The following is a 24,586-nucleotide window of genomic DNA, read 5'->3' as shown; positions in this document are numbered from 1 at the left end:
TGTGCAGCGTGCTGAAAGCTTAGCGCTTCTGGGTCAGGGCGCGTCGTTCGAAATCGATGATGCGCTGACGGTAGTGCTCGATAGTCTGCGCAGTCATCACGCTGCGCTGCTCGTCCTTCAGCTCGCCATTGAGCTCCTGGGCCAGCTTGCGGGCGGCGGCGATCATCACGTCGAACGCCTGCTTGGGATGGCGCGGACCCGGCAGGCCGAGGAAGAAGCTCACCGCACGGGTGCTGAACTGGTCGATGTTGTCCAGATCGAAGGTGCCCGGCTTGACCGCGTTGGCCATGGAGAACAGCACTTCACCGTTGCCAGCCATGCTCTCGTGGCGATGGAAGATGTCCATCTCGCCGTAGCGCAGGCCGCTTTCCAGGATGTTCTGCAACAGCGCAGGCCCCTTGAAGCCACCCTCGTCACGACTGATGACGTTGATGATCAGCACTTCGTCGATCGGAGCCTGGGCCGCCGAAGAGGCGGCAGCCGGGGCAGCAGGAGCGCTACGCTCCTTGTCCTTCCTGCGCTCTTTCTTCGGCTTTTCCTGGGGCGCTTCGTCCAGCGGGTTCGGGAAATCTTCCTCGTCCAGCGGGCCGAGCAGGTTCGGGGCCGGGTCGTCCAGGTTCAGGTCGCCCTGGCGCGGTTCGCCACGGCGCTTGCCGCGCGACTCCTTGGCGCTGACCTTGGGCAGGTCTTCCTCGTCCAGTTCCGGCTCGCGGTGTTCGACCACCCGGGAAGGCCCGAGCAGTTCAGGAGTGCTTTCATCCCCGTCATCGGGCTGGTTGGCAAACTGGCGATCCAGTTTGAAACGCAACTTGCCCTTGCCACCCCGCATGCGACGCCAGCCGTCGAACAGAATGCCGGCGATCACGATAAGCCCAATGACGATCAGCCATTCGCGCAGACCGATATCCATCTAATCCCGTAGCCCCTGAACAAAAAATGATGATGAAGAAAAGGACATCCTATCCCTTGAAAACGTGGAGCCAACTTCATGTTCTGACTGATGTTTTCCACGCGATACAAAAGTGGGCATTAAGCTAACACGCTCTCACATAACTTTACACTGTCTATGGCGACACTCCGCCGCGCACTTTGCAACTTTTCATAGCGCTTCCCACCTTCGCTTTGAGAATGCGACCTATCCCAATCAAATCAATACCTTAGACACACAACACGGCACCTTGCCAGCATACTGCAAGTTCTGCCGCGCGATCAGGCTTCGGCCAATGCCACCGCCTCTTCCACATCCACCGCCACCAGCCTCGAACAACCCGGTTCGTGCATGGTCACGCCCATCAACTGGTCGGCCATCTCCATGGCGATCTTGTTGTGGGTGATATAGATGAACTGCACTTTCTCCGACATCTCTTTCACCAGTCGCGCATAACGGCCGACGTTGGCATCGTCCAATGGCGCGTCGACCTCGTCGAGCATGCAGAACGGTGCCGGGTTCAGCTGGAAGATCGCAAATACCAGCGCCAGGGCGGTCAGGGCCTTCTCGCCACCGGACAGAAGATGGATGGTGCTGTTCTTCTTGCCCGGCGGTCTCGCCATGATCGCCACCCCGGTATCGAGTAGATCCTCGCCGGTAAGTTCCAGATAGGCGTGACCGCCGCCGAAAACCTTGGGGAACAATGCCTGAAGGCCAGCATTGATCTGGTCGAAGGTTTCCTTGAAGCGGTTGCGGGTTTCCTTGTCGATCTTGCGGATCACGTTTTCCAGGGTGTCCAGCGCTTCCACCAGGTCGTCGTTCTGGTCGTCGAGGTAGCGTTTTCGCTCGGATTGCTGCTGGTATTCCTCGATGGCCGCGAGGTTGATCGGCCCCAGGCGGCCAATGCGCGTGGCCAGTTCTTCCAGGCGGGTTTCCCAGATCTTCTCGGCAGCATCGTGAGGCAGCGTGCCCAGCACGCCGTGCAGGTCGTAACCGTCCTCGTGGAGCTGCTCCTGCAACGACTTGCGCCGCACGCTCAGGGCCTGCCACTCCATGCGCTGCTGTTCCAGCTGGCCGCGTAACAATTGCGACTGCTGCTCGGCCTGGGTCCGGCGCTTCTCGGCGTCGCGCAACTGGCGGTCGGCATCTTCCAGGGCGAGACGCGCGTGCTTGAGTTCGTCCTCCACTGCCATGCGCCGGTCGAGCAGCTCTTCCAGCCGCATGCGTAATTCTTCCAGCGGCGCGGCGCCTTCCTCCAGGTTGAGGTTGAGCTGCTCGCAGCGCTCGACCAGGCGCACCGCCTGGCTGTCCAGGCGCTCCAGCGCCTGGCGGGTGGATTCGTGCTGGGCACGCAGGGAACCAACGCGCACAGCCAACTGATGGGCTTGGTCCTTGTGCTGGCGGGACTCCTGGCGGATGCGGTCGAGTTTCTCGCGCATGCCGTCGCGCTCGGCGAGCAGCGACTCGCGGCGCTCGGTATCCACCGCCATGGCGTCCAGTGCTTCCTGCAGGCTCAGGCGGGCTTCGCCCAGCTGCTCCTGCTCGATGGCGTGCTGTTCGGCCAGCTCGGCCAGTTCTTCGTCAAGACGGCGCCGGCGCAACGTCAACTGCTCGACCTTGGCCTGCTGCGCGGACAGTTGCGCCTTCAATTCACCCTGGCGGCGACCTTCGTCCTGCAGGCGGCGGCGCACCTGGTCACGACCGTCCTCTGCCTGACGCTGCTCGTCGCGCAAGCGCACCAGCTGCTCGTCGATCTCGGCGAGGCGCTGCTCCAGCGTCTCCCGCTCGACATAGAGGCGCTCAAGCTCCTGCCCACGCGCCAGCACGCCACCATCGGCGGATTCGCCACGGCGCACACGCAGGAAGTTGCGGCCGACCCAATAGCCGTCGCGGCTGACCAGGCTCTCGCCGTCGCCCAGCGAAGCGCGTTGGGCCAGCGCCTGGTCCAGGGTTTCAACCGGGCGCACGCGGCCCAGCCAGTAGCTCAGGTCGACGTTCGTCTCGACCTTGTCCAGCAGGCTGCCGGGACGGGAAACGGCGCCCGCGGCCAGATCGAGCAGTCGCAGCTCGCCCTTCTCCAGCGCGTCGAACGGCAGCCCCTTCACATCATCCAGCAGCACGCCATGCAGGTCGGCGCCGAGTACGGTTTCCACCGCCAGCTCCCAGCCCGACTGCACGCGCAGCCCTTCGGCGAGACGCGGGCGCTGTTCCAGGCCCTGTTGGCGCAGCCACTGCGCAGTGCCGTCGCCCGGATCAAGCGCGGCCTGTTGCAAGGCTTCCAGCGAGGCGATCCGGCCATTCAGGCGTTGCAGCTCGCCCTGCGCCTGGTGCTGTGCGGCGGTGCTTTCCTGCAGGGACTGGCGCACGCGCTCCAGGCGCTCGGCCAGCTCCTGCTCTTCGACCTGTGACTCTTCCAGCAGCAACTCGATGGCGGCAACCTGCTCGCCCAAATCGAGGATCGCAGCGTCTTCCGGGTCAGCCGCCAGTTGTGTGCGTTCGTCGTTCAATCGGCGCTGCCGCTCGGCCTGGCGCTCCAGGCTCTGCTCCAGGTGCTGGATGCGCGACTGCTGCACTTCGGCTTCGCGGCGCGGCTCGGCGCTCTGCTGGTTGAAGGCATCCCAGCGCTGCTGCCAGTCGTGCATGCGCTGCTCGGCCTCTTCCAGGCCAACGGTGGCCTCTTCTGCGGCGGCCGCGCTGATTTCCTGCTCCGGGGCCAGGCGCTCCAGCTCTTCGGCCAGGGTGGCCAGCAGCGTGCGGTCGTGCCCCAGGTGGGATTCGGTTTCCTGGCGGGTTTTCTCTGCCTCGCGCAGGTCGTCCTGCAACTGGCGCAGGCGCTGCTGGCCGTGCTGGATGCTCTGCTCGACGCGGGCGATGTCGCCGCCGACAGAATAGAAGCGGCCCTGCACCTGGTTGAAGGTTTCCGACAGCTCGTGGTGGCCGTCGCGCAGGCGCTCGATGCTGGCATCAGCGCTGCGCTGCTCGGCCACCAGCGCCTCGAAGGCCACTTCCTGGTCGCCGATCACCTTTTCCTTCTGCCCGACCTGCTCGTTCAGGTCGCGCCAGCGCAGGGCGCCGAGCTGGGCCTTGAGGGTACGTTCCTCGGCCTTGAACTCCTGGTACTTCTCCGCCGACTGGGCCTGACGGTGCAGACGTTCGAGCTGGCGTTCCAGCTCTTCGCGCAGGTCGGTCAGGCGCGCGAGGTTTTCCTGGGTGCGGCGGATGCGGTTCTCGGTTTCGCGGCGGCGCTCCTTGTACTTGGAGATGCCGGCGGCTTCCTCGATGAAGTTGCGCAGGTCCTCGGGCTTGGCTTCGATCAGCTTGGAGATCATGCCCTGCTCGATGATCGAGTAGCTGCGCGGCCCGAGGCCGGTGCCGAGGAAGATGTCGGTGATGTCGCGGCGCCGGCACTTGGTGCCGTTGAGGAAGTAGGTGTTCTGGCCGTCGCGGGTCACGCGGCGGCGAATGGAAATCTCGGCGTAGCTGGCGTATTCGCCCAGCAGGGTCTGGTCGGAGTTGTCGAAGATCAGCTCGATGGACGCCTGGGTCACCGGCTTGCGGGTGTTGGAGCCATTGAAGATGACGTCGGTCATCGATTCGCCGCGGAGATTCTTCGCCGAACTCTCACCCATCACCCAGCGAACGGCGTCGATGATGTTGGACTTGCCGCAGCCGTTGGGACCAACCACCGCCGCCATGTTGCTCGGAAAATTGACCGTCGTCGGATCGACGAAGGACTTGAAGCCCGCCAGCTTGATGCACTTGAGCCGCATGCGCCCTCCCCCCTTGTTCTTCTAGTAGCGAGCTTATCGTTCAGCCAGAGCGGCCAGGACCAGTTGGCTGTTGTGCCGACCGTAGTCGAGCAGCACCGCGCGGATGCCGGCTTCGTCGCGCCCGACCACCGCGCGCAGCAGGTCTTCGAAGCTGCCGATGAACTGACTCATCTCGCCTTTGCGGCGTTCCAGGGCCAGATGATAAGTGCGGCTGATGGCCGGCAGGAGATTTTCCACGGTTTCCTGCAGGTAGGGGTTGCCAGCGAACGGGAAAGCGGCGCGCATGATGTCGAAGCTGGATTCGACGAAGGCATTGATGTCGCCGCGTTCGAGGTTCTCCAGCAGGCGTTGCTGGATCGCCATGAAGGGCGCCAGGTCAGCCTCCTCGCGCCAGGTCCGGGCCACGCTGCTGGCGAGCATGATGTACAGCTCGATGACCAGCGAATACAGGCTTTCGACGTGCGCCGGGGACAGTTCGGACACCTGTGCGCCGCGCCGCGGCAGGATTACCACCAGGTGACGGCGCTCGAGGATCAGCAGCGCCTCGCGCACCGAGCCGCGGCTGACATTGAGGGTCTGGGTGACCTTCTGTTCCTGGATGCGCTCGCGCTCCTTGAGTTCGCCCCGGATGATGCGTTCGGCAAGGTGATGCGCGATCTGCTCAGCCAGGCTGTCCGGGGCCTTGAACGTCATGGTTGTCCTTAAGAATCGGGGCGCTTTCGAGGGGATGGTGCGGAGGCGAAGTGTAACACAGGGTGTTACCGCACCATCTCCCGTGCCGGGTGGACGACAGAACAAAGGTTGGTGCGTCCAGTGACAGGAACAGGCGCAGGATTGTCCGACAATCCTACACAAGAGACGTATCGGGAGTCGTCCATGTTCGCTTTTTTCCTTTCCCCTGCCTGGATGTTGCGTCTCAAGAAAGCCGGTTACTGGATCTGGCTGGTGCCGGTCTTCGGTATTCCGGTGAGCTACTGGTGGTCCTACGGCAGCAACTATCCCAATGCCTGGGCCTGGCTGGTGATCACCGTGGTGTTCGGGGTGATCCCGCTGCTGGACTTCGTGGTTGGCCGCGACCCGGCCAACCCGGATGAGATCGAGGAAGTCCCGCCCATGGAGCGCGAGGGCTATTACCGCTTCCTCAGCCTGCTGACGGTGCCGCTGCTGCTGGGCATGCTGGTGTACGGCGGCTGGGTGCTGGCCACTTATGACGCCTGGAACTGGGTCGGGCAACTGGGCTGGATTCTCTCGGTGGGCACGGTGATGGGCGCCATCGGCATCACCGTCTCCCACGAACTGATCCACAAGGACCCGGAGCTGGAACAGAACGCCGGCGGCCTGCTGTTGGCGGCGGTGTGCTACGCGGGCTTCAAGGTCGAGCATGTGCGCGGGCACCATGTGCACGTCTCGACACCGGAGGACGCCTCGTCCTCGCGCTACGGCCAGAGCCTCTACGCCTTCCTGCCCCACGCCTACAAGCACAACTTCCTGAATGCCTGGAAGCTCGAGACGGAGCGCCTCAAGCGCAAGGGCCTGCCGGCGCTGCACTGGCGCAACGAGCTGATCTGGTGGTACGTCATCAGCGCGCTGTTCCTGGTCGGTTTCAGCGCCGCCTTCGGCTGGATCGGCGCGGTCTACTTCATTGGCCAATCGGTCATGGCCTTCACCCTGCTGGAGATCGTCAACTACGTCGAGCACTACGGGCTGCACCGGCGCCGCCTCGAAACCGGGCGCTACGAGCGGACCACCCACGAGCACTCCTGGAACAGCAACTTCCTGCTGACCAACCTGTTCCTCTTCCACCTGCAGCGCCACTCCGACCACCACGCCAACGCCAAGCGCCGTTACCAGGTGCTGCGGCACTTCGACGAAAGTCCGCAACTGCCCAATGGCTATGCCGGGATGATCGTCCTGGCGCTGTTCCCGCCGCTCTGGCGCGCGGTGATGGACCGCCGGGTGCGCGCCTATTACGCCGGTGAGGAATACCAGCTGAGCGCTACCCAGCAAGCCTGATCGACGAGTTCCACGCCTTGGCGGCAAGCCCTACCCCGGCTTGCCGCCTTTTTTCTTTCTGCCGCCCTGCATCGGGCCGCTCCTCGTAGGATGGCGTGGAGCGCAGCGATACCCATAATTACCGTGCGAAGACAGCATGGGTATCGCTTAGGCTCCACCCATCCTACCGGCCTGACACGGTGCAGACCGGTCATTGCGGCGGTTCGCGAGCAAGCTCGCTCCTACGAAAAGCGGCTCCCCCATCACCATTCATCATCCCGGAAAAACTTTCTGACTATTCGGACAGAAATTTTATTGACTCAAAAGTCAGCTTTCCATAAATTCGCCATCCAGAGCCCTACCAAAAACAAGAATCAGCCTGGAGGCAAGCCTTGATCAGGTTCCTGCTCAATCGCGAGCTGCGCGTCGAAGACCGCCTCGATCCCAATCTCACCGTGCTCAACTACCTGCGCCAGACCCTGGGCAAGACCGGCACCAAGGAGGGCTGCGCCTCCGGTGACTGCGGCGCCTGCACCGTGGTGGTCGGCGAGCTGGTCGGTGAAGAAGGTGCCGAGCGCATCCGCTACCGCACCCTCAACTCCTGTCTCACCTTCGTTTCCTCGCTGCACGGCAAGCAGCTGATCAGCGTCGACGACCTCAAGCACCGCGGCGAACTGCACGGCGTACAGCAGGCCATGGTCGACTGCCACGGCTCGCAGTGCGGCTTCTGCACCCCCGGCTTCGTCATGTCGCTGTTCGCCCTGCAGAAGAACACCGCGGGCGAAACCGCCGACGAGCGCAAGGCCGAAGCCCATGAAGCGCTGGCCGGCAACCTGTGCCGCTGCACCGGCTACCGCCCGATCCTCGACGCCGCCGAGCAGTCCTGCTGCCAGAAGCAGCCCGACCAGTTCGACGTCGCCCAGCCGGAAATCATCGCCCAGCTCAAAGCCATCGCGCCCAACGAAACCGCCGAGCTCAACAGCGGCGACAAGCGCTGCCTGCTGCCGCTGACCATCGCCGACCTGGCCGACATCTACACCGCCAACCCGCAAGCACGCCTGCTGGCCGGCGGCACCGACCTGGCCCTGGAAGTCACCCAGTTCCACCGCGAACTGCCGGTGATGATCTATGTCGGCCATGTCGAGGAAATGAAGCGCGTCGAGGTTTTCGACGACCGCATCGAGATCGGCGCGGCGACTCCGCTGACCGACTGCTATGAAGCGCTTTCCCGCGACTACCCGGACTTCGGCGAGTTGCTGCACCGCTTCGCCTCGCTGCAGATCCGCAACCAGGGCACCCTGGGCGGCAACATCGGCAACGCCTCGCCCATCGGCGACTCGCCGCCGCTGCTGATCGCCCTCGGCGCGCGCCTGGTGCTGCGCAAGGGCGCCGAACGCCGCGAACTGCCGATCGACGAATACTTCATCGACTACAAGGTCACCGCGCGCCAGGAAGGCGAGTTCATCGAGCAGGTGATCATCCCCCGTCCGCAGGCCAGCCAGGCGTTCCGCGCCTACAAGGTCTCCAAGCGCCTGGACGACGATATTTCCGCCGTGTGCGCCGCCTTCAGCGTCACCGTCGAGAACTGCAAGATCACCGCGGTGCGCACCGGCTTCGGCGGCATGGCGGCGATTCCGAAGCGCGCCAAGGCCTGCGAGGCCGCGCTGCTAGGCCAGACCTTCAACAGCGCCACCTTCGAACGCGCCGCACAAGCCCTGAGCGAGGACTTCGCGCCGCTCACCGACTTCCGTGCGAGCAAGGAATACCGCCTGCTCACCGCGCAGAACCTGCTGCGCAAGTGCTTCCTGGAACTGGAAGCCCCTCAGGCCGTGACCCGGGTGACCCACTATGCATAAGCCCCAGAAGAGCCAGGAAGAACTCACTGCGCTGTTCCGCGCCGACCTGACCACCGGCGTCGGCCGCAGCGTCAAGCACGAGAGCGCGCCCAAACACGTCAGCGGCGAAGCGCAATACATCGACGACCGCCTGGAATTCCCCAACCAGCTGCACGTCTACGCTCGCATGAGCGACCGCGCCCATGCGCGCATCACCAGGCTGGACGTCAGCCCCTGCTACCAGTTCCCCGGCGTCGCCATCGCCATCACCAAGGATGACGTGCCCGGCCAGCTGGACATCGGCCCGGTGGTCGCCGGCGACCCGCTGCTGGCGGACGGCAAGGTCGAGTACGTCGGCCAGATGGTCATCGCCGTCGCCGCCGACAGCCTGGAAACCGCGCGCAAGGCAGCCATGGCCGCGATCATCGAGTACGAGGACCTGGAACCGGTGCTCGACGTGGTCGAGGCGCTGCGCAAGAAGCACTTCGTGCTCGACAGCCACCAGCACAAGATCGGCGATTCCGAGGCCAAGCTGGCCACCGCACCGAACCGCATCCAGGGCACCCTGCACATCGGCGGCCAGGAGCACTTCTACCTGGAGACGCAGATTTCCTCGGTGATGCCCACCGAAGACGGCGGCGTGATCGTCTACACCTCCACGCAGAACCCCACCGAAGTGCAGAAGCTGGTGGCCGAAGTGCTGGGCATCTCCTTCAACAAGGTGGTCATCGACATGCGCCGCATGGGCGGCGGCTTCGGTGGCAAGGAAACCCAGGCCGCTGCACCGGCCTGCCTCTGCGCCGTGATCGCGCGCCTCACCGGCCGCCCGACGAAGATGCGCCTGCCGCGCGTCGAAGACATGCAGATGACCGGCAAGCGCCACCCCTTCTACGTCGAGTACGACGTGGGCTTCGAGGATGACGGCCTGCTGCACGGCATCAACATCGAGCTGGCCGGCAACTGCGGCTACTCGCCGGACCTCTCCGGCTCCATCGTCGACCGCGCGATGTTCCACTCGGACAACGCCTACTTCCTCGGCAACGCCACGGTGAACGGTCACCGCTGCAAGACCAACACCGCGTCGAACACCGCCTACCGCGGCTTCGGCGGCCCGCAGGGCATGGTCGCCATCGAGGAGATCATGGACGCCGTCGCGCGCCATCTGGGCAAGGACCCGCTGGAAGTGCGCAAGCGCAACTACTACGGCAAGGACGAGCGCAACGTCACCCACTACTACCAGCAGGTCGAACACAACCTGTTGGAGGAAATGACCGAGGAACTGGAAGCCAGCGCCGAGTACGCCAAGCGCCGCGCCGAAATCCGCGCCTTCAACGCCAGCAGCCCGGTGCTGAAGAAAGGCCTGTCGCTGACTCCGGTGAAATTCGGCATCAGCTTCACCGCCACCTTCCTCAACCAGGCGGGCGCGCTGATCCACATCTACACCGATGGCAGCATCCACCTGAACCACGGCGGCACCGAGATGGGCCAGGGCCTGAACACCAAGGTCGCCCAGGTGGTCGCCGAGGTCTTCCAGGTCGATATCGACCGCGTGCAGATCACCGCGACCAACACCGACAAGGTCCCCAACACCTCGCCGACCGCCGCGTCCTCCGGTGCCGACCTGAACGGCAAGGCCGCGCAGAACGCCGCCGAAATCCTCAAGCAGCGCCTGGTGGAGTTCGCCGCCAAGCACTGGAAGGTGACCGAGGATGACGTCGAGTTCCGCAATAACCAGGTGCGCGTGCGCGACCTGATCCTGCCCTTCGAGGAGTTGGTACAGCAGGCCTACTTCGGCCAGGTATCGCTCTCCTCCACCGGCTTCTACCGCACGCCGAAGATCTACTACGACCGCAGCCAGGCGCGCGGCCGGCCGTTCTACTACTTCGCCTATGGCGTGTCCTGCTCGGAAGTGATCGTCGACACCCTCACCGGTGAGTACAAGATGCTGCGCAGCGACATCCTCCACGACGTCGGCGCCTCGCTGAACCCGGCCATCGACATCGGCCAGGTGGAAGGCGGCTTCGTCCAGGGCATGGGCTGGCTGACCATGGAAGAGCTGGTCTGGAACGCCAAGGGCAAACTGATGACCAACGGCCCGGCGAGCTACAAGATCCCGGCCATCGCCGACATGCCCATCGACCTGCGGGTGAAGCTGGTAGAAAACCGCAAGAACCCGGAGCAGACGGTGTTCCACTCCAAGGCCGTCGGCGAGCCGCCGTTCATGCTGGGCATCTCGGTGTTCTGCGCGATCAAGGACGCCGTGGCGAGCCTGGCGGACTACCGCGCCCAGCCGCAGATCGACGCCCCTGCCACCCCCGAGCGCGTGCTCTGGGGCGTGGAGCAGATGCGCAAGCTGAAGCTGGCGCAGGCCGAGAAAGCACCGGCTCAGGTCGAGCCGGCGTGATGTGACCATGGGGCACCGCTGGCAGGGAGAGACGTCCCCACTTCCGTCCTCCGCCCTGCCAGCGGCGCCCCACCCTGACTCCGAATTGTAGGAGCGAGCTTGCTCGCGAACCGCCCAGCCACAGAGCTGCCGGGAAACCCGTTCGCGAGCAAGCTCGCTCCTACAGAAAAGCCACCTCCGAGGTTCGATACGATGAACTGGATCAGTGCCCTCGCCGACCTGCAACAGCGCGCCGAAGCCAGCGTGCTGGTGACCATCATCGAAGAACGCGGCTCGACTCCGCGCAACGCCGGCTCGAAGATGGTCGTCAGCGCCGACAAGATCTACGACACCATCGGCGGCGGCCACCTCGAATTCAAGGCCATGGCCATCGCCCGCGAGATGCTGCTGGCCCGTGAGCGCGAGCCGAAGCTGGAGCGCTTCAGCCTCGGCGCCAGCCTCGGCCAGTGCTGCGGCGGCGCCACCGTGCTGCTGTTCGAACCCATGGGCCAACCCCAGGCGCACATCGCCGTGTTCGGCGCCGGCCATGTCGGCCGCGCCCTGGTACCACTGCTTGCCAGCCTGCCGTGCAAGGTGCGCTGGATCGACTCGCGTGAGGTCGAATTCCCCGGCCATATCCCCGAGGGTGTGACCCGAGTGATCAACGAGGATGTGATCGACGAGATCGACGAAATGCCCGCCGGCAGCTACTTCATCGTCATGACCCACAACCACGCCCTGGACCTGGAGCTGACCGCGAAGATCCTCGAGCGCAACGACTTCACCTACTTCGGCCTGATCGGCTCGGACACCAAGCGCGCCAAGTTCGAACACCGCTTGCGCGACCGCGGTTTCGCCGCCGACACCGTGCAGCGCATGCGCTGCCCCATGGGCATCAGCGAAGTGAAGGGCAAGCTGCCGGTGGAGATCGCCGTGTCCATTGCCGGCGAAGTCATCGCCACCTACAACGCCACCTTCGGTCAGGAGACCGGCAAGGGCGAGAACACCGTGGCCAAACTGTTACCCAACAGCCGCCGCGCGCGCACCGCCGAAAGCGGCGCCTGATAGCCCGATTGCCGGCCACGTAGGATGGGTAGCGCTTCGCTCTACCCATCCTACGGAGCGCCAAACAGATTTTCGTGGGATGGGTCGGGCGGCGCTCCGCGAGCGCCAGCGATACCCATCGAATAGCGTCCGACGACGCGTTAATTCCGATTTGCGAGAGATTGATGAGCACTCAAGCCAAAGCCTACCGCGCCAGCATCCTGCACAGCGTCGCCGACCCGGCCGAAGTCGGCGTGGAGGAGTCCTACCAGTATTTCGAGGACGGCATCCTGCTGGTGGAAGACGGCAAGGTCGCCCGCCTCGGCCACGCCGCCGAACTACTGCCGCAACTGGGCGGCGTGGAAGTGGTCGAGTACCGCGATGCGCTGATCACCCCCGGCTTCATCGACACCCACATCCACTACCCGCAGACCGGCATGATCGCCTCCTACGGCGAGCAGCTGCTGGACTGGCTGAACACCTACACCTTCCCCACCGAGAAGCAGTTCGCCGACCCGGCCCACGCCGCCGATGTGGCCGGTATCTTCCTCAAGGAACTGCTGCGCGCCGGCACCACTACCGCGCTGGTGTTCGGCACCGTGCACCCGCAGTCGGTGGACGCGCTGTTCGGCGCTGCGGAAAAGCTCGACCTGCGTCTGATCGCCGGCAAGGTGATGATGGACCGCAACGCCCCGGACTACCTGACCGATACCGCCGAAAGCAGCTACACCGACAGCAAGGCCCTGATCGAGCGCTGGCACGGCAAGGGCCGCCTGCTCTACGCCGTGACCCCGCGCTTCGCCCCCACCAGCACCCCGGAACAGCTCGACGCCGCCGGCCGCCTGCTCAAGGAATTCCCAGGCGTGTACATGCACACGCACCTGTCGGAAAACCTCAAGGAAATCGAGTGGGTCAAGGAGCTGTTCCCGGAGCGCAAGGGCTACCTGGACGTCTACGACCACCACGGCCTGCTCGGCCCGCGCTCGGTGTTCGCCCACGGTGTGCACCTGTGCGACGGCGAGTGTCAGCGCCTGTCGGAAACCGGCTCGGCCGTGGCCTTCTGCCCAACCTCCAACCTGTTCCTCGGCAGCGGCCTGTTCGACCTGGCGAAGCTGGAGAAGTACAAGGTGAAAGTCGGCCTGGGCACCGACGTCGGCGCCGGCACCAGCTTCTCCCAGCTGCAATCGCTGAACGAAGCCTACAAGGTCATGCAGCTGCAGGGCATCAAGCTCGACCCGTTCAAGTCGCTGTACCTGGCCACCCTCGGCGGCGCCCGCGCGCTGGAACTGGAAGACAAGGTCGGCAGCTTCGCCCAGGGCAACGAGGCCGACTTCGTGGTCCTCGACTACAAGGCCACCCCGCTGCTGGACTACCGCCTGCAGCAGGCAAAAACCCTGGAGGAGAAACTCTTCGCACTGGTCATCCTCGGCGACGACCGTACCGTGAAGGAAACCTTCGCGCACGGCCGCAACGTGCATCGCCGCGGTTGACCCCTTACGGCTTCGGCGCCGGGTCCTCGCTCAGGACCAACCCGGCGCCGGGGCCGCTTTTCTTTCTGTTTCGCACGCCCCTCTCCCACAGGGGTGCCGCACTCCCCGGCCAGCGCAGGAGCGGACTCTGTCCGCGATTGGCCTGTCGAGCGCTGCGTTGGGCGGGTTCGCGAGCAAGCTCGCTCCTACAGGTTCGTACTGATGCGCTCTTCGTAGGAGCGAGCTCGCGAACCGCACGGCACAGAGCCAACAGGCACGCTACTCCCGCACCTCGACCAGCACCGGACACGGCGCCCGCTCGATCACCCGCTGCCCCACCGATGGATCGAGCAAGCGCTCGATGCGCCCCAAATGTCGATGGCCGATCACAATCAGGTCGCACTCCAGCCGCTCCGCCTCGCGCAGGATCGCGCGCGCCGGATCTCCGGCCACCACCGCTCCCGTCGCCACACACAGCTGCAACTGCACCACGGCGTCATCCACCAGCGCCTGGGCCTCGTGCTGCTCCTGCTCCGCCGGCGGGTACTCCAGCGCATCCTGGCGCGGCATCGCGAAAGCGCGGTCCACGGCGCATACCACATGCACCACCGCATCACTGCACCGCGCCAGCTCGGCGGCGCTGGCAATGATTCGCGGCGACTGCGCCGCGCCGTCGATGGCCAGAAGAATCCGCTTGAACATGCCTTTCTCCTTCATGAAACGAAATCCGCCGCCATTCTTCGGGCCAGGGCGCGCACCGTAAAGGCACGCAAAACGTAATGAACCATTGCGTCAAACGCACGCTTGCCCATCGAGCCCGTCGCAATGGAACATGAATGGCAACGCGCCAATCCTTCGGAGTCACCATGGCCCTGCCCGATCTCAACCTGCTGGTCGCCCTCAACATCCTGCTCGAAGAAGGCAGCGTGGTCGGCGCCGCGCGGCGCATGCACCTCAGCCCGCCGGCGATGAGCCGCACCCTGTCGCGCATCCGCGAGGCGGTGGGCGACCCGATCATGGTTCGTGCCGGGCGCAACCTGGTGCCGACGCCTCGCGCACTGCAGTTGCGCGAGGAAGTCAGCGACCTGGTGGAACACGCCATGCGCCTGTTCAACGCCAAGGAAAACCTGCGCATGGACCAGCTTGAGCGCTGCTTCGTGCTGCGCTCCAACAACGTGCTGGTGGGCGGCTTTGCCTCGCGCATGCTGGCGGTGATGAAGGAAGAAGCGCCTCGCTGCAGCCTGCGCATTGCCCCGGAAGCGGACTTCGATGATGAAGCACTGCGGCAGAACCGCATCGACCTCTATATCGGCGCCACCTCGACGCTGGAGCCGGAAATCCGCACGCAGACGCTGTTCACCACCAACTTCGTCGGCCTGGCGCGGCGCGACCACCCGATCTTCGACGACGAGATCACCCCGGAGCGCTTCGCTTCCTTCCCGCAGATCAGCGTGTCCCGCCGCGGCCGAGCCATCGGGCCAATCGACGAGGAACTGGCGAACCTCGGCCTGCGCCGCGAGATCCGCCTGACCGCGCCGACCTTCCACTCCTCGATCTTCGCCCTGCTGGAATCCGACCTGGTACTGCCCATCGCCGAGCATTCGCTGTGGCGCCTGGACCGCCTGGGCTTCGCCCTGCGCCAGTTCGACATCCCGCTGCCGCTGAAATCCGTGGTGATCCTCCAGGCCTGGCACCCGCGCTTCGACAACGACCCGGCGCACAGCTGGCTGCGACAGACGGTGAAGCGTGTGTGCATCGAATTGCGCGAGAGCTCCGGCCTGCTGAGCTGATCGTGAGACCAGTGCGTCAAACGCACTGATTAGCTGCAATCATTTCAATTTCCACAGCTATCGACCTTCCCTAGACTCGGTCGCAAATACCCGAGTTGATTCCTATGCCTTGCACCGTACCGCCTACCGGCGGCGGCATCGGCCACCCCCGTGGCGGCCGGCCATGACCGCGCTCGCCCCGATTTCCGCCGCCACTCCGCAACCGGCCAAGCCCGCCACGCCAGCTGCTGCCCAGCCGTTCGGCCTGCGCATCGTGGTCGGCATGCTCGGCGTGCTGATCGCTTCCCTCAGCGCCGGGCTCAACGAGAAGGTCACGGACCTCGCCATGACCGACGTGCGCGGCGCACTGTCCATCGGCCATGACGAAGGCACCTGGCTGCTCGCCCTGTATTCGGCGGCGCAGGTCGCCGCCATGGCCTTTGCGCCCTGGTTCTCGGTCACCGTCTCGCTGCGCCGCTTCACCCTCGGCGCCATCGCCGCCTTTGCCCTGCTGGCACTGCTCTGCCCCTTTGCGCCGAACGTCGAGACGCTCTACCTGCTGCGCCTGCTGCAAGGCTTCGCCGGCGGCTGCATGCCGCCGATGCTGATGACCGTGGCGCTGCGCTTCCTGCCGCCGGGCATCAAGCTCTACGGCCTGGGCGCCTATGCGCTGACCGCCACCTTCGCGCCCAACCTGGGCATGCCCCTGGCGGCGCTATGGACCGAATTCGTCGGCTGGCACTGGGTGTTCTGGCAGGTCATTCCGCTCTGCGCCGTGGCGCTCGCTGCCGTCGCCTGGGGCATCCCGCAGGACCCGCTGCGCCTGGAACGCTTGCGTCAGTTCGACTACGTGGGCCTTTCACTTGGCCTGCCAGGCATCCTCATGCTGGTGATTGGCCTGTTGCAGGGCGAGCGCCTGGACTGGTTCGAGTCGGACCTGATCACCCTGCTGGTGATCGGCGGCGCCGGGCTGCTGGTGGCGTTCTTCGTCAACGAGTGGACACACCCGCTGCCGTTCTTCCGCCTGGACATCCTCAAGCGGCGCAACTTCACCCACTCGCTGATCACCCTCGCCGGCGTGCTGGTGGTGCTCGGAGCCTGCTCCGGCGTGCCGGCGTCGTACCTGGCCTCGGCCCACGGTTATCGCCCGCTGCAATCGGCGCCAATGGCGCTGCTGGTGGCGCTGCCGCAACTGATCTCGCTGCCGCTGGTGGCCGCGCTGTGCAATATCCCACGCGTGGATTGCCGCTGGGTGCTGGCCATCGGCATCAGCCTGTGCGGGCTCTCGGCCTTCGGCATGAGCCAGCTGACCAGCGAGTGGACGCGGGAGAACTTCTACGCCGTGCTGGCGCTGCAGATCATCGGCCAGCCGATGGCCATCGTGCCGCTGCTGATGTCCGCCACCAGCGTGGTTGCGCCCATCGAAGGGCCATTCGCCTCGGCCTGGTTCAACAGCGTGCGCGGCTTCTCCGCAGTGCTGGGCAGCGCCATCGTCTCGTTCCTCATGACCTGGCGCGAGCACTACCACTCCAACCGCCTGGTCGACCACCTGGGCAACGCCTCGCAAGCCCTCGGCCTGCGCCTTGAACAACTGGGCGGCGCCGAGAACGTTGGCCGGCTGGCCGGGCAGGTGCGCGGCCAGGCCGGCGTGCTCGCCGCGTCCGACACCCTGCTGGCGATGTCCTGGCTGGCCGCCGCCCTGCTCGTCCTGATTCCCCTGATGCCGCTGCGGGTCTACCCGCCGCGCTCCGTCGTCCCCACTCATTGATAGGTCTGCCCATGTCGAAACTAAGCTCCCGTCGCGGCAGTCTGGCCCTGGTTGCCGTGCTGCTCCTCGCCCTTGTCGTCTACCTGCTCCTGCGCCTGCTCGGCCCGAGCCGTGAGCAGAGCACGGACGACGCCTACGTCCATGCGGACTTCACCCTGGTGGCGCCGAAGGTCGCCGGATTCATCGAGGAAGTGCTGGTGGACGACAACCAGTCGGTGAAGGCGGGGCAGGTCCTGGCGCGCATCGACGCCCGCGATTACCGCGCTGCGCTGGCCGCTGCCGAAGCCGACGTGCTGGCCGCCGAGGCGCGTCACCACCACGTCGCTGCCGACCTGGAACGCCAGCAGGCAGTGATCGCCCAGACCGCCGCCCAGGTACAAGCCGACCAGGCCGCGCTGACCTTCGCCTTGCAGGAACTCAACCGCTACCAGCACCTCGCCAGCCAAGGCGCCGGCACCTTGCAGAACGCCCAGCAGGCGCGCTCGCACGTCGACTCGACAAAAGCCGTGCTCGACAAGAACAAGGCCGCCGCCCTCGCCGCCCGCAAGCAGCTCGACGTGCTGCTGGCCCAGCAGGCCGAAGCCCTCGGCGCGCTGAAACGTGGACAGGCGCAGTTGCAGCAGGCGCAACTGAACCTGTCGTATACGGAAATCCGTGCGCCCTTCGACGGCATGGTCGGCCGCCGCGCCGTGCGCGTGGGCGCCTACACCACACCGGGTAATGCATTGCTGGCCGTGGTGCCGCTGCAGGACGCCTATGTGGTCGGCAACTTTCAGGAAACCCAGCTCACCGACGTGCAGCCCGGCCAGATGGTCGAGATCAGCATCGACACCTTCCCCGGCAAGAAACTGCGCGGCCACGTCGACAGCATCGCCCCGGCCACCGGCCTGAGCTTTGCGCCGATCGCGCCGGACAACGCCACCGGCAACTTCACCAAGATCGTCCAGCGCATCCCGGTGAAGATCGTCCTCGACGCCGACCAGCCGCTGCGCGACAAGCTGCGCGTGGGTATGTCGGTCATCGCGCGGATCGACACCGGCAAGCACGCCGACGGTGAGCAGAAGGTGGCCGTGCAATGATCGCCGCACGCACGCCTCTCTTTCTGGCTCTGCTCGCACTCGGCGCCTGCAGCGTCGGCCCGGACTTCCAGCGCCCGGACGATGCCGACGCAGTGAACTGGTCTGCGCGGCGTGGTGATGCACCGAGCCAGGCACTCAATGCACCGCTGGAAGCGCAGTGGTGGACGCTGCTGGGCGACCCGCAGCTCAACGACCTGCAACGCCGAGTGGCGGATGCCAACCTCGACCTGCGCGAGGCCGATGCGCGCCTGCAGCAGAGCCGGGCGATCCGCCAGGCACTGGGCGGCGATGCCGTGCCCAACGTCGGCGCGGACCTGGGCTACCAGCGCAAGCGCAACAGCGAAGTCGGCCTGAGCGATCCGTCCGGCAAGGCGGGGAAGGACAACTTCAACCAGCTCGATGGCGGCTTCGATCTGTCCTGGGAGCTGGACTTCTGGGGCCGTGTGCGCCGCGAGCTGGAGGCCGCCGACGCCAACGTGCAGGCGACGGAGGAAAGCCGCCGCGACGTACTGGTCTCGGTGCTCGCCGAAACCGCGCGCAACTACCTGCAACTGCGCGCCGAACAGGACCTGGAAGCGATCACCCGCAGCAATCTCGATATCGCCCAGCGCAGCCTGGAGCTGACCCGCCTGCGCCGCGCAGACGGCGTCGCCACCGAGCTGGACGTGGCCGAAGCACTGACCCAGGTGGCCAGCATCGAGGCACGCCTGCCCGACAGCCAGAAGCGCCAGGCGCGACTGATCAACGCCCTGGGCTACCTGCTCGGCGAAGCGCCCGGCGCGCTGCAAGCTGAGCTCGCCCAAACCAAGCCGCTGCCGCAGCCGCCGCGCGGCGTGCCAGTCGGCCTGCCCTCGGAACTGGCCCAGCGCCGCCCGGATATCCGCCGTGCCGAGGCTACCCTGCACGCCGCCACCGCCAGCATCGGCGTGGCCAAGGCGGACTTCTACCCGCGCATCAGCCTCAATGGCAGCTTCGGTTTCCAGGCGTTGCAGCTGTCGAACTTCGGCGACTGGAACAGCCGCACCTTCGGCATTGGCCCGAGCCTGTCGCTGCCGATATTCGAAGGCGGCCGGCTGAAGGGCATGCTCGCCCTGCGCGAAGCGCAGCAGCAGGAATCGGCCATCGCCTACCGCCGCACGGTGCTCAACGCCTGGCGCGAAGTGGACGACGCGCTCACCGACTACGCCGCCGACCAGCGCCGCCTGGCCAGCCTGGACAGCGCTGCCGAACACGGCCGCACCGCCCTGGCCAACGCCCGCGAGCAATACAAGGCCGGCGCGGTGGACTTCCTCAACGTGCTCAGCGCCCAGCGCGAACTGCTGGCCACCGAGGAGCAGCAGGTGCGCGGCCGCGAAGCCGTGGCAACCACGCTGGTGCTGCTTTACAAGTCCCTGGGTGGCGGATGGCAGCAGGCCGAGGAAAGCGCCCAATCCCTGTAGGAGCGAGCTTGCTCGCTTCACTCTCCGGCGCAAGGCAGGTTCGCGAGCAAGCTCGCTCCTACGAAAAGCGCTTCGCGCCAGAACGAATACGAAAAGCGCCCCGTGCAGAAACGAAAAAGCCCCGCATCTGCGGGGCTTTTTTCTGGCTCGGCGATCAGGCCGCCGAGTCAGCGTCCGCCTTGCTGCGGCGGGGCTTCTTCTTGCCGGCCAGCAAATGCGAGAACACTGCGTGCAGATCGCCGGAGGCGCCGTCCACGTCCAGGTTCAGCTTGTCGTCGATGTGCGCCATGTGGTGCATCATCAGGGTCACGGCCTTTTCCTTGTCGCCCTTCTCGATGGCGTCGAGGATCTCGTTGTGCTCGTCGAACGAGCAGTGCGAGCGGCCGCCACTTTCGTACTGGGCGATGATCAGCGAGGTCTGCGACACCAGGCTGCGCTGGAACACCACCAGCGGGGCGTTCTTCGCCATCTCGGCCAGCTTGAGGTGGAATTCGCCGGAAAGGCGGATGCCCGCGCCACGGTCGCCACGGGCAAAGCTGGATTGCTCCTGCTTCACCATGTCGCGCAGCTCGGCCAGGGTTTCGCCGCTGGCGTTGTCCACGGCCAGCTCGGTGATCGCGCGCTCGACGGTGCGGCGGGCGAAGAGAATTTGCCGGGCTTCGTCGATGCTCGGGCTGGCCACCACGGCGCCACGGTTCGGGCGCAGCAGCACGACCTGCTCGTGGGCCAGGCGCGACAGGGCGCGACGGATGATGGTGCGGCTGACGCCGAAGATTTCGCCCAGGGCTTCTTCGCTCAGCTTGGTGCCGGGAGCCAGGCGCTGCTCGAGGATGGCATCGAAGATATGCGCGTAGACGATCTCGTCCTGAGTGCCGCTGCGCGCCTTGCCATTGCGCGGCTGCTTCCTGATCTGTTGCAACTGGTCGGTCATCGGAGTCGAACCCTGCTCAGCCGGTACGATCCGGCGCGAAATCCGTGGGGCGGGAGTGAAGCTGGCCGCGGGCCAGGCATGGCGCACAGTGTACACAAAGTGGCCACTATCGTGCAGCCGTCATGAGCGACTCGCCGTCAACCCCAAGGCCGCGCGGCGCAGGAGCTTGGCGAAGGTCAGCGTGCGACCATTCCGACGCTTTGCTTGTAAAAATCTTTCGCCAGGACACTAAACATTATTTGAACTTTTTGTACACAACTGCATAATCGCGGCGTGACTTCCTGACCCAAAGGTCAACATTCACACCCTCACAACTCTTTCCGTTAGCGCAAGGGACGCAGGTGAACCAGCCGACGGCAAGGGACCAACAACAAGAGCGTTGAGGAGTACCGCTGTGGAAAGCACCAAACAAGAACAACAAGCCTTTGCATCCAGTCCCCCCGCCACCGGCCTGCTCGAACGCCTGTTCAAGCTGAGCCAGCATGGCACCACCGTGAAGACCGAACTCGCCGCGGGTCTCACGACCTTCATCACCATGGCGTACATCATCTTCGTCAACCCCAACATCATGGCCGACGCCGGCATCGACCACGGCGCCGCCTTCGTGGCTACCTGCCTGGCTGCCGCGCTGGGCTGCTTCCTCATGGGACTGTACGCCAACTGGCCGGTCGGCCTGGCGCCGGGCATGGGCCTCAACGCCTTCTTCACCTACACCGTGGTCAAGACCATGAACTACAGCTGGGAGATCGCACTGGGTGCGGTGTTCATCTCCGGCATCATGTTCATGATCCTGACCTTCTCGCGCATTCGCGAATGGCTGCTCAACAGCATCCCGGTCAGCCTGCGCTTCGCCATGGGCGCCGGTGTCGGCCTGTTCCTTGGGCTGATCGGCCTGAAGACTGCCGGCATCGTGGTTGCCAGCCCCGCCACCCTGGTTCACCTGGGTGACCTGACCAGCCCCGGCCCGCTGCTCGCCGCCATCTGCTTCCTGATGATCGCGGTGCTGGAATACCGCCGCGTGTTCGGCGGCATCCTGATCAGCATCCTCACTGTCACCGTGGCCGGCATCGCCCTGGGCATCGTCAAGTTCGGCGGCGTGTTCTCCATGCCGCCGAGCCTGGCGCCGACCTTCCTGGCAATGGATATCTCCGGCGCGTTCAACGTGACCATGATCAGCGTGATCCTGGCCTTCCTCTTCGTGCACATGTTCGACACCGCCGGCACCCTGATGGGCGTCGCGCAACGGGCGCACCTGGTACGCGAGGACGGTCGCATCGAGAACCTGTCGAAAGCGATGAAGGCCGACAGCACCTCCAGCGCATTCGGCGCCGTGCTCGGCGTGCCGCCGGTGACCAGCTACGTCGAGAGTGCTGCGGGTGTCGCTGCGGGTGGCCGTACCGGCCTGACCGCCGTAGTGGTCGGCGTGCTGTTCGTCGCGGCGATGTTCTTCGCCCCGCTGGCCGGCATGATCCCCGCCTACGCCACCGCCGGCGCGCTGATCTACGTTGCGATGCTGATGATGGGCGGCATGGCCCACATTGACTGGAACGAGCACACCGAGACCATCCCGGCGATCGTCACCGTGATCATGATGCCGCTGACCTTCTCGGTCGCCGACGGTATCGCGCTGGGCTTCGTGACCTACGTGGCGATGAAGGTCTTCACCGGCCGCCACAAGGACGTGACCATCAGCCTGTACGCGCTGTGTGCGATCTTCGTGGCGAAGTTCATCTTCCTCTGAGTAGCCGCTGCGCCTGACAGAAACGAAGGCCCCGGCATCTGCCGGGGCCTTCGACTAAGCGTCTCCTCGAGCATGCCAGCATGCAGCAACCGTGCCCCCTCATCGGTTGCCTCAGGGAGCGGCGTCCGGGGCGATCACGCTGAAACTGATCTCGGTACCGACGCCCAGGCGGCTCTTGACGGATATATCACCGCCCATCAGGGTCACCAGGCTTTTGCACAGGGCCAGCCCGAGGCCCGATCCGCCCCTGCCGATGCGCTGGCCATCCAGATCGTAGGCAAAGGGCTCAAAGAGATATGCCTGCTCAGCGTCGGAGATTCCGACCCCGGTATCGATCACATCCACCTGAATCCGCACCATCCCCTTGCCCTGCCCCCTGGCAAAAAGACGCACGATGATCGAACCGTGCTCAGTGAATTTGACGGCATTCGCCAATAAATTCTGCAGCACCTGCCGCAGGCGCGTCGGATCTCCCCACACGCGCGGCTGTAGTGCCAGGTCGAAGTTCGTCTCCAGTTCGATTCCCTTCGCCACCGCAGACTCTCGCAGCGATTCGACCTGACGGCTGACCAGCGTTTTCAGGTCGATCTCTTCCATCGTTAACTGCAGGCGACCAGTCTTGGCACGATTGAGCGACTGCAGATCGTCCAGAACATGCAACAGGTTGCCGGCCACCAAACGGGCCACCGACAGCGGTTCGCGCTGGCGTCCGGGGTCATCCTGATTCAGTGCCAGGTCAATCATGGCGACAATACTTTGCAGGGGGCCCTGCATCTCGCCGCCCATCCCCGCGAGGAACTGTGTCTTGCCGCGACTGATCGTTTCGATACGAGCGTTGGCATTGCGTAAGGCACGGACCAGGTCATCCTGATCGGTGATATTGATCGCGCCGCAGACAGCGCCCAGCAGCGCGCCATTGCTATCGCGATAGGGGCGCACCCAATGGTGGAAGACCTTTCGGCCCTTGATCGTCCGCACCTCGACATCCGAATCGCGAGACTCGCCATTGGCGATTGCAGAAACCAGACGCTCGTGCATGAGATCAACCTCGGGCGTCTCGGTAAAGATGCCAAGCTCCCCCAACCACTTCCCGACCACCTCCTCCAGAGGGACGCCCAGAATGCGCTGAGCGGTCTGGTTGCAGAACAGAACACGACCATCGAGTGCCCGAATCGTCATGGGATAGGGCAATGCGTCCACCATTTGGCGCAGTTGGTCCAGCTCGCGCCGCTGCTCCATATCAAGTTCTGCTGCTGGAGATGTCTCCACCATCGTGCCGCCGCCATCCACCAGCCCGTGCCGCCGGCCGATATCAATCAGCTCCACCAGCGACTTCGCGTGCAGCTTCTGCATCAGGCGCACCTTGTAGGTGCTCACGGTCTTGTCGCTGATGGCCAACTGGTCGGCGATGGCGATATTGCTCAGGCCCTGGGCCAGCAATCGCAGCACGCTCAGCTCGCGCACCGAGAGGTCCTTGAGCAGGCCGCCATGCCCCGCTTCCTCCGCCGCATTCACGCTACCCAGGGCGTGGCTGGGAAAGTAGCTGTGCCCCTGGGCGATGGCTCGCACCGCTTCGCGCACGGCCTGCGGGTCTTCCTGCTTGCTGACGAAGCCGGCAGCGCCTGCGGTCAGGCAGCGGCCGGCGAAATACTCGGAGTCCTGCGAAGTGAGCACCAGCACCTTGACCGGCGACTCCTGCGCGATCAGGCGCTGCAGCACCTCCAGGCCGCCCAGCCGTGGAATCGACAGTTCGAGGATCATCAGGTCCGGCTTGCACAGGCGCGCCTGGTGCAACGCCTCGGGGCCGTTGTCCGCCTCGCCGACCACCTCGTGCCGGTCCGCCTCCATCATCAGGCGCAGCGCATGGCGAGTAACCGGCTGTTCATCGACGATCAGGATTCTGCTCATGCGACTTCTCACTAATTCGGTACCTCTCCTTCTAGTCCAACTACCACGCTTGCGCCCACAAATTGCATGCAAATTGCTGAATGACGGGCAAAAAAAAGCCCGCAGTGTGGGCGGGCCGAGGAAGACTCCACGAAGAGTCGGGGGGAAGACCTACGGGCGGGGACTAGCTGCCGCGATAGGTGGAATAGCTGTAGGGGGAGATCAGCAGCGGCACATGGTAGTGGTCGCTTTCCGAGGCGATGCCGAAGCGCAGGACGACCTGGTCGAGGAAGGCTGGCTGGGGCAATTCGACGCCGCGGGCACGGTAGTAGTCGCCGGCATTGAACAGCAGCTGGTAGACGCCGGCGCGGAAATCCTCGCCCTGCAGCAGCGGCTCGTCGCAGCGGCCGTCATCATTGGTCACGCGGGTGGCGATCAGCTCGAGCTGCTGGCCCTCGACACGGAACAGTTCGATCTTGATGCCATGGCCCGGGCAGCCGTGGGCGGAATCCAGTACGTGAGTGGTCAAGCGTCCCATGGGCTATCGGTGT

At 65.0% G+C, this 24,586-nt stretch carries 17 protein-coding genes; 10 read left to right on the top strand and 7 right to left on the bottom strand.

Annotation, left to right across the window (positions count from 1 at the left end; translation table 11 throughout):
* Window positions 1-19: 19 nt before the first annotated feature.
* From zipA to A6723_RS18610, 3 genes are all read right to left on the bottom strand, one after another.
* Window positions 20-910 (bottom strand): cell division protein ZipA, encoded by an 891-nt coding sequence (gene zipA, locus A6723_RS18620; RefSeq protein WP_024763911.1) that lies wholly within the window; start codon window positions 908-910, stop codon window positions 20-22.
* Between the two features lie 299 nt (window positions 911-1,209).
* Window positions 1,210-4,698 carry a chromosome segregation protein SMC gene (smc, locus tag A6723_RS18615; protein WP_054910402.1) on the bottom strand — a complete coding sequence of 1,163 codons (3,489 nt, stop codon included), beginning with the start codon at window positions 4,696-4,698 and terminating at the stop codon, window positions 1,210-1,212.
* Window positions 4,699-4,731: 33 nt separating this feature from the next.
* Complete coding sequence (locus A6723_RS18610; protein ID WP_054910401.1) at window positions 4,732-5,391, bottom strand: GntR family transcriptional regulator; 660 nt, start codon at window positions 5,389-5,391, stop codon at window positions 4,732-4,734.
* A 183-nt stretch (window positions 5,392-5,574) separates the two neighbouring features.
* Here A6723_RS18610 and A6723_RS18605 point away from each other — a divergent pair, with 183 nt between their 5' ends.
* The 5 genes from A6723_RS18605 (at window position 5,575) to guaD (ending at window position 13,442) form a co-directional block, all read left to right on the top strand.
* Window positions 5,575-6,711 (top strand): alkane 1-monooxygenase, encoded by a 1,137-nt coding sequence (locus A6723_RS18605; protein ID WP_054910400.1) that lies wholly within the window; start codon window positions 5,575-5,577, stop codon window positions 6,709-6,711.
* Between the two features lie 371 nt (window positions 6,712-7,082).
* On the top strand, window positions 7,083-8,546 hold the full coding sequence (gene xdhA / locus A6723_RS18600) for a xanthine dehydrogenase small subunit (protein ID WP_054910399.1): 1,464 nt from the start codon (window positions 7,083-7,085) through the stop codon (window positions 8,544-8,546).
* Window positions 8,539-10,929, top strand: a complete 2,391-nt coding sequence (xdhB, locus tag A6723_RS18595) for a xanthine dehydrogenase molybdopterin binding subunit (protein WP_045209061.1) — start codon at window positions 8,539-8,541, stop codon at window positions 10,927-10,929. Before xdhA ends, xdhB begins: the two co-directional genes overlap by 8 nt.
* Window positions 10,930-11,121: 192 nt before the next feature.
* Complete coding sequence (xdhC, locus tag A6723_RS18590; RefSeq protein WP_054910398.1) at window positions 11,122-11,973, top strand: xanthine dehydrogenase accessory protein XdhC; 852 nt, start codon at window positions 11,122-11,124, stop codon at window positions 11,971-11,973.
* Between the two features lie 164 nt (window positions 11,974-12,137).
* Window positions 12,138-13,442, top strand: coding sequence for a guanine deaminase (gene guaD / locus A6723_RS18585; RefSeq protein ID WP_054910397.1), 1,305 nt, complete (start codon window positions 12,138-12,140; stop codon window positions 13,440-13,442).
* A 258-nt stretch (window positions 13,443-13,700) separates the two neighbouring features.
* Here guaD and A6723_RS18580 read toward each other — a convergent pair whose 3' ends face one another.
* Window positions 13,701-14,123, bottom strand: coding sequence for a universal stress protein (locus A6723_RS18580; protein ID WP_054910396.1), 423 nt, complete (start codon window positions 14,121-14,123; stop codon window positions 13,701-13,703).
* Between the two features lie 164 nt (window positions 14,124-14,287).
* On the opposite strand from A6723_RS18580, the gene A6723_RS18575 reads away from it, so the two are divergent.
* From A6723_RS18575 to A6723_RS18560, 4 genes are all read left to right on the top strand, one after another.
* Window positions 14,288-15,211: a LysR family transcriptional regulator gene (locus tag A6723_RS18575; RefSeq protein ID WP_037017040.1), complete on the top strand. Its 924-nt coding sequence runs from the start codon at window positions 14,288-14,290 to the stop codon at window positions 15,209-15,211.
* 163 nt (window positions 15,212-15,374) lie between these two features.
* Window positions 15,375-16,958: an MFS transporter gene (locus A6723_RS18570; protein WP_054910395.1), complete on the top strand. Its 1,584-nt coding sequence runs from the start codon at window positions 15,375-15,377 to the stop codon at window positions 16,956-16,958.
* 11 nt (window positions 16,959-16,969) lie between these two features.
* Entirely contained in the window at window positions 16,970-18,037 is a 1,068-nt protein-coding gene (locus tag A6723_RS18565; RefSeq protein WP_054910394.1) for an HlyD family secretion protein, read from the top strand.
* Complete coding sequence (locus A6723_RS18560) at window positions 18,034-19,476, top strand: efflux transporter outer membrane subunit (protein ID WP_054910393.1); 1,443 nt, start codon at window positions 18,034-18,036, stop codon at window positions 19,474-19,476. The genes A6723_RS18565 and A6723_RS18560 overlap by 4 nt, the downstream gene beginning before the upstream one ends.
* A 154-nt stretch (window positions 19,477-19,630) precedes the next feature.
* Here the strand turns inward: A6723_RS18560 and A6723_RS18555 are convergent, their stop codons facing one another.
* Window positions 19,631-20,407, bottom strand: coding sequence for a GntR family transcriptional regulator (locus tag A6723_RS18555; protein WP_054910392.1), 777 nt, complete (start codon window positions 20,405-20,407; stop codon window positions 19,631-19,633).
* A 394-nt stretch (window positions 20,408-20,801) separates the two neighbouring features.
* Here A6723_RS18555 and A6723_RS18550 point away from each other — a divergent pair, with 394 nt between their 5' ends.
* A complete protein-coding gene (locus A6723_RS18550; RefSeq protein WP_054910391.1) occupies window positions 20,802-22,148 on the top strand; it encodes an NCS2 family permease in 1,347 nt (448 codons plus the stop codon).
* A 111-nt stretch (window positions 22,149-22,259) separates the two neighbouring features.
* Here A6723_RS18550 and A6723_RS18545 read toward each other — a convergent pair whose 3' ends face one another.
* The gene (locus A6723_RS18545) at window positions 22,260-24,056 is read right to left on the bottom strand and encodes an ATP-binding protein (RefSeq protein ID WP_054910390.1); all 1,797 of its coding nucleotides are present in this window, start codon (window positions 24,054-24,056) and stop codon (window positions 22,260-22,262) included.
* A 163-nt stretch (window positions 24,057-24,219) separates the two neighbouring features.
* Window positions 24,220-24,573, bottom strand: a complete 354-nt coding sequence (gene uraH / locus A6723_RS18540) for a hydroxyisourate hydrolase (RefSeq protein ID WP_024763899.1) — start codon at window positions 24,571-24,573, stop codon at window positions 24,220-24,222.
* Between the last annotated feature and the right edge of the window lie 13 nt (window positions 24,574-24,586).

The organism is Pseudomonas sp. AU11447, from assembly GCF_001672555.2.
Lineage (GTDB): Bacteria > Pseudomonadota > Gammaproteobacteria > Pseudomonadales > Pseudomonadaceae > Pseudomonas > Pseudomonas nitroreducens.
Note: the sequence above shows the minus strand (reverse complement) of the source record. Positions and strands in the feature narration are given on the sequence as shown.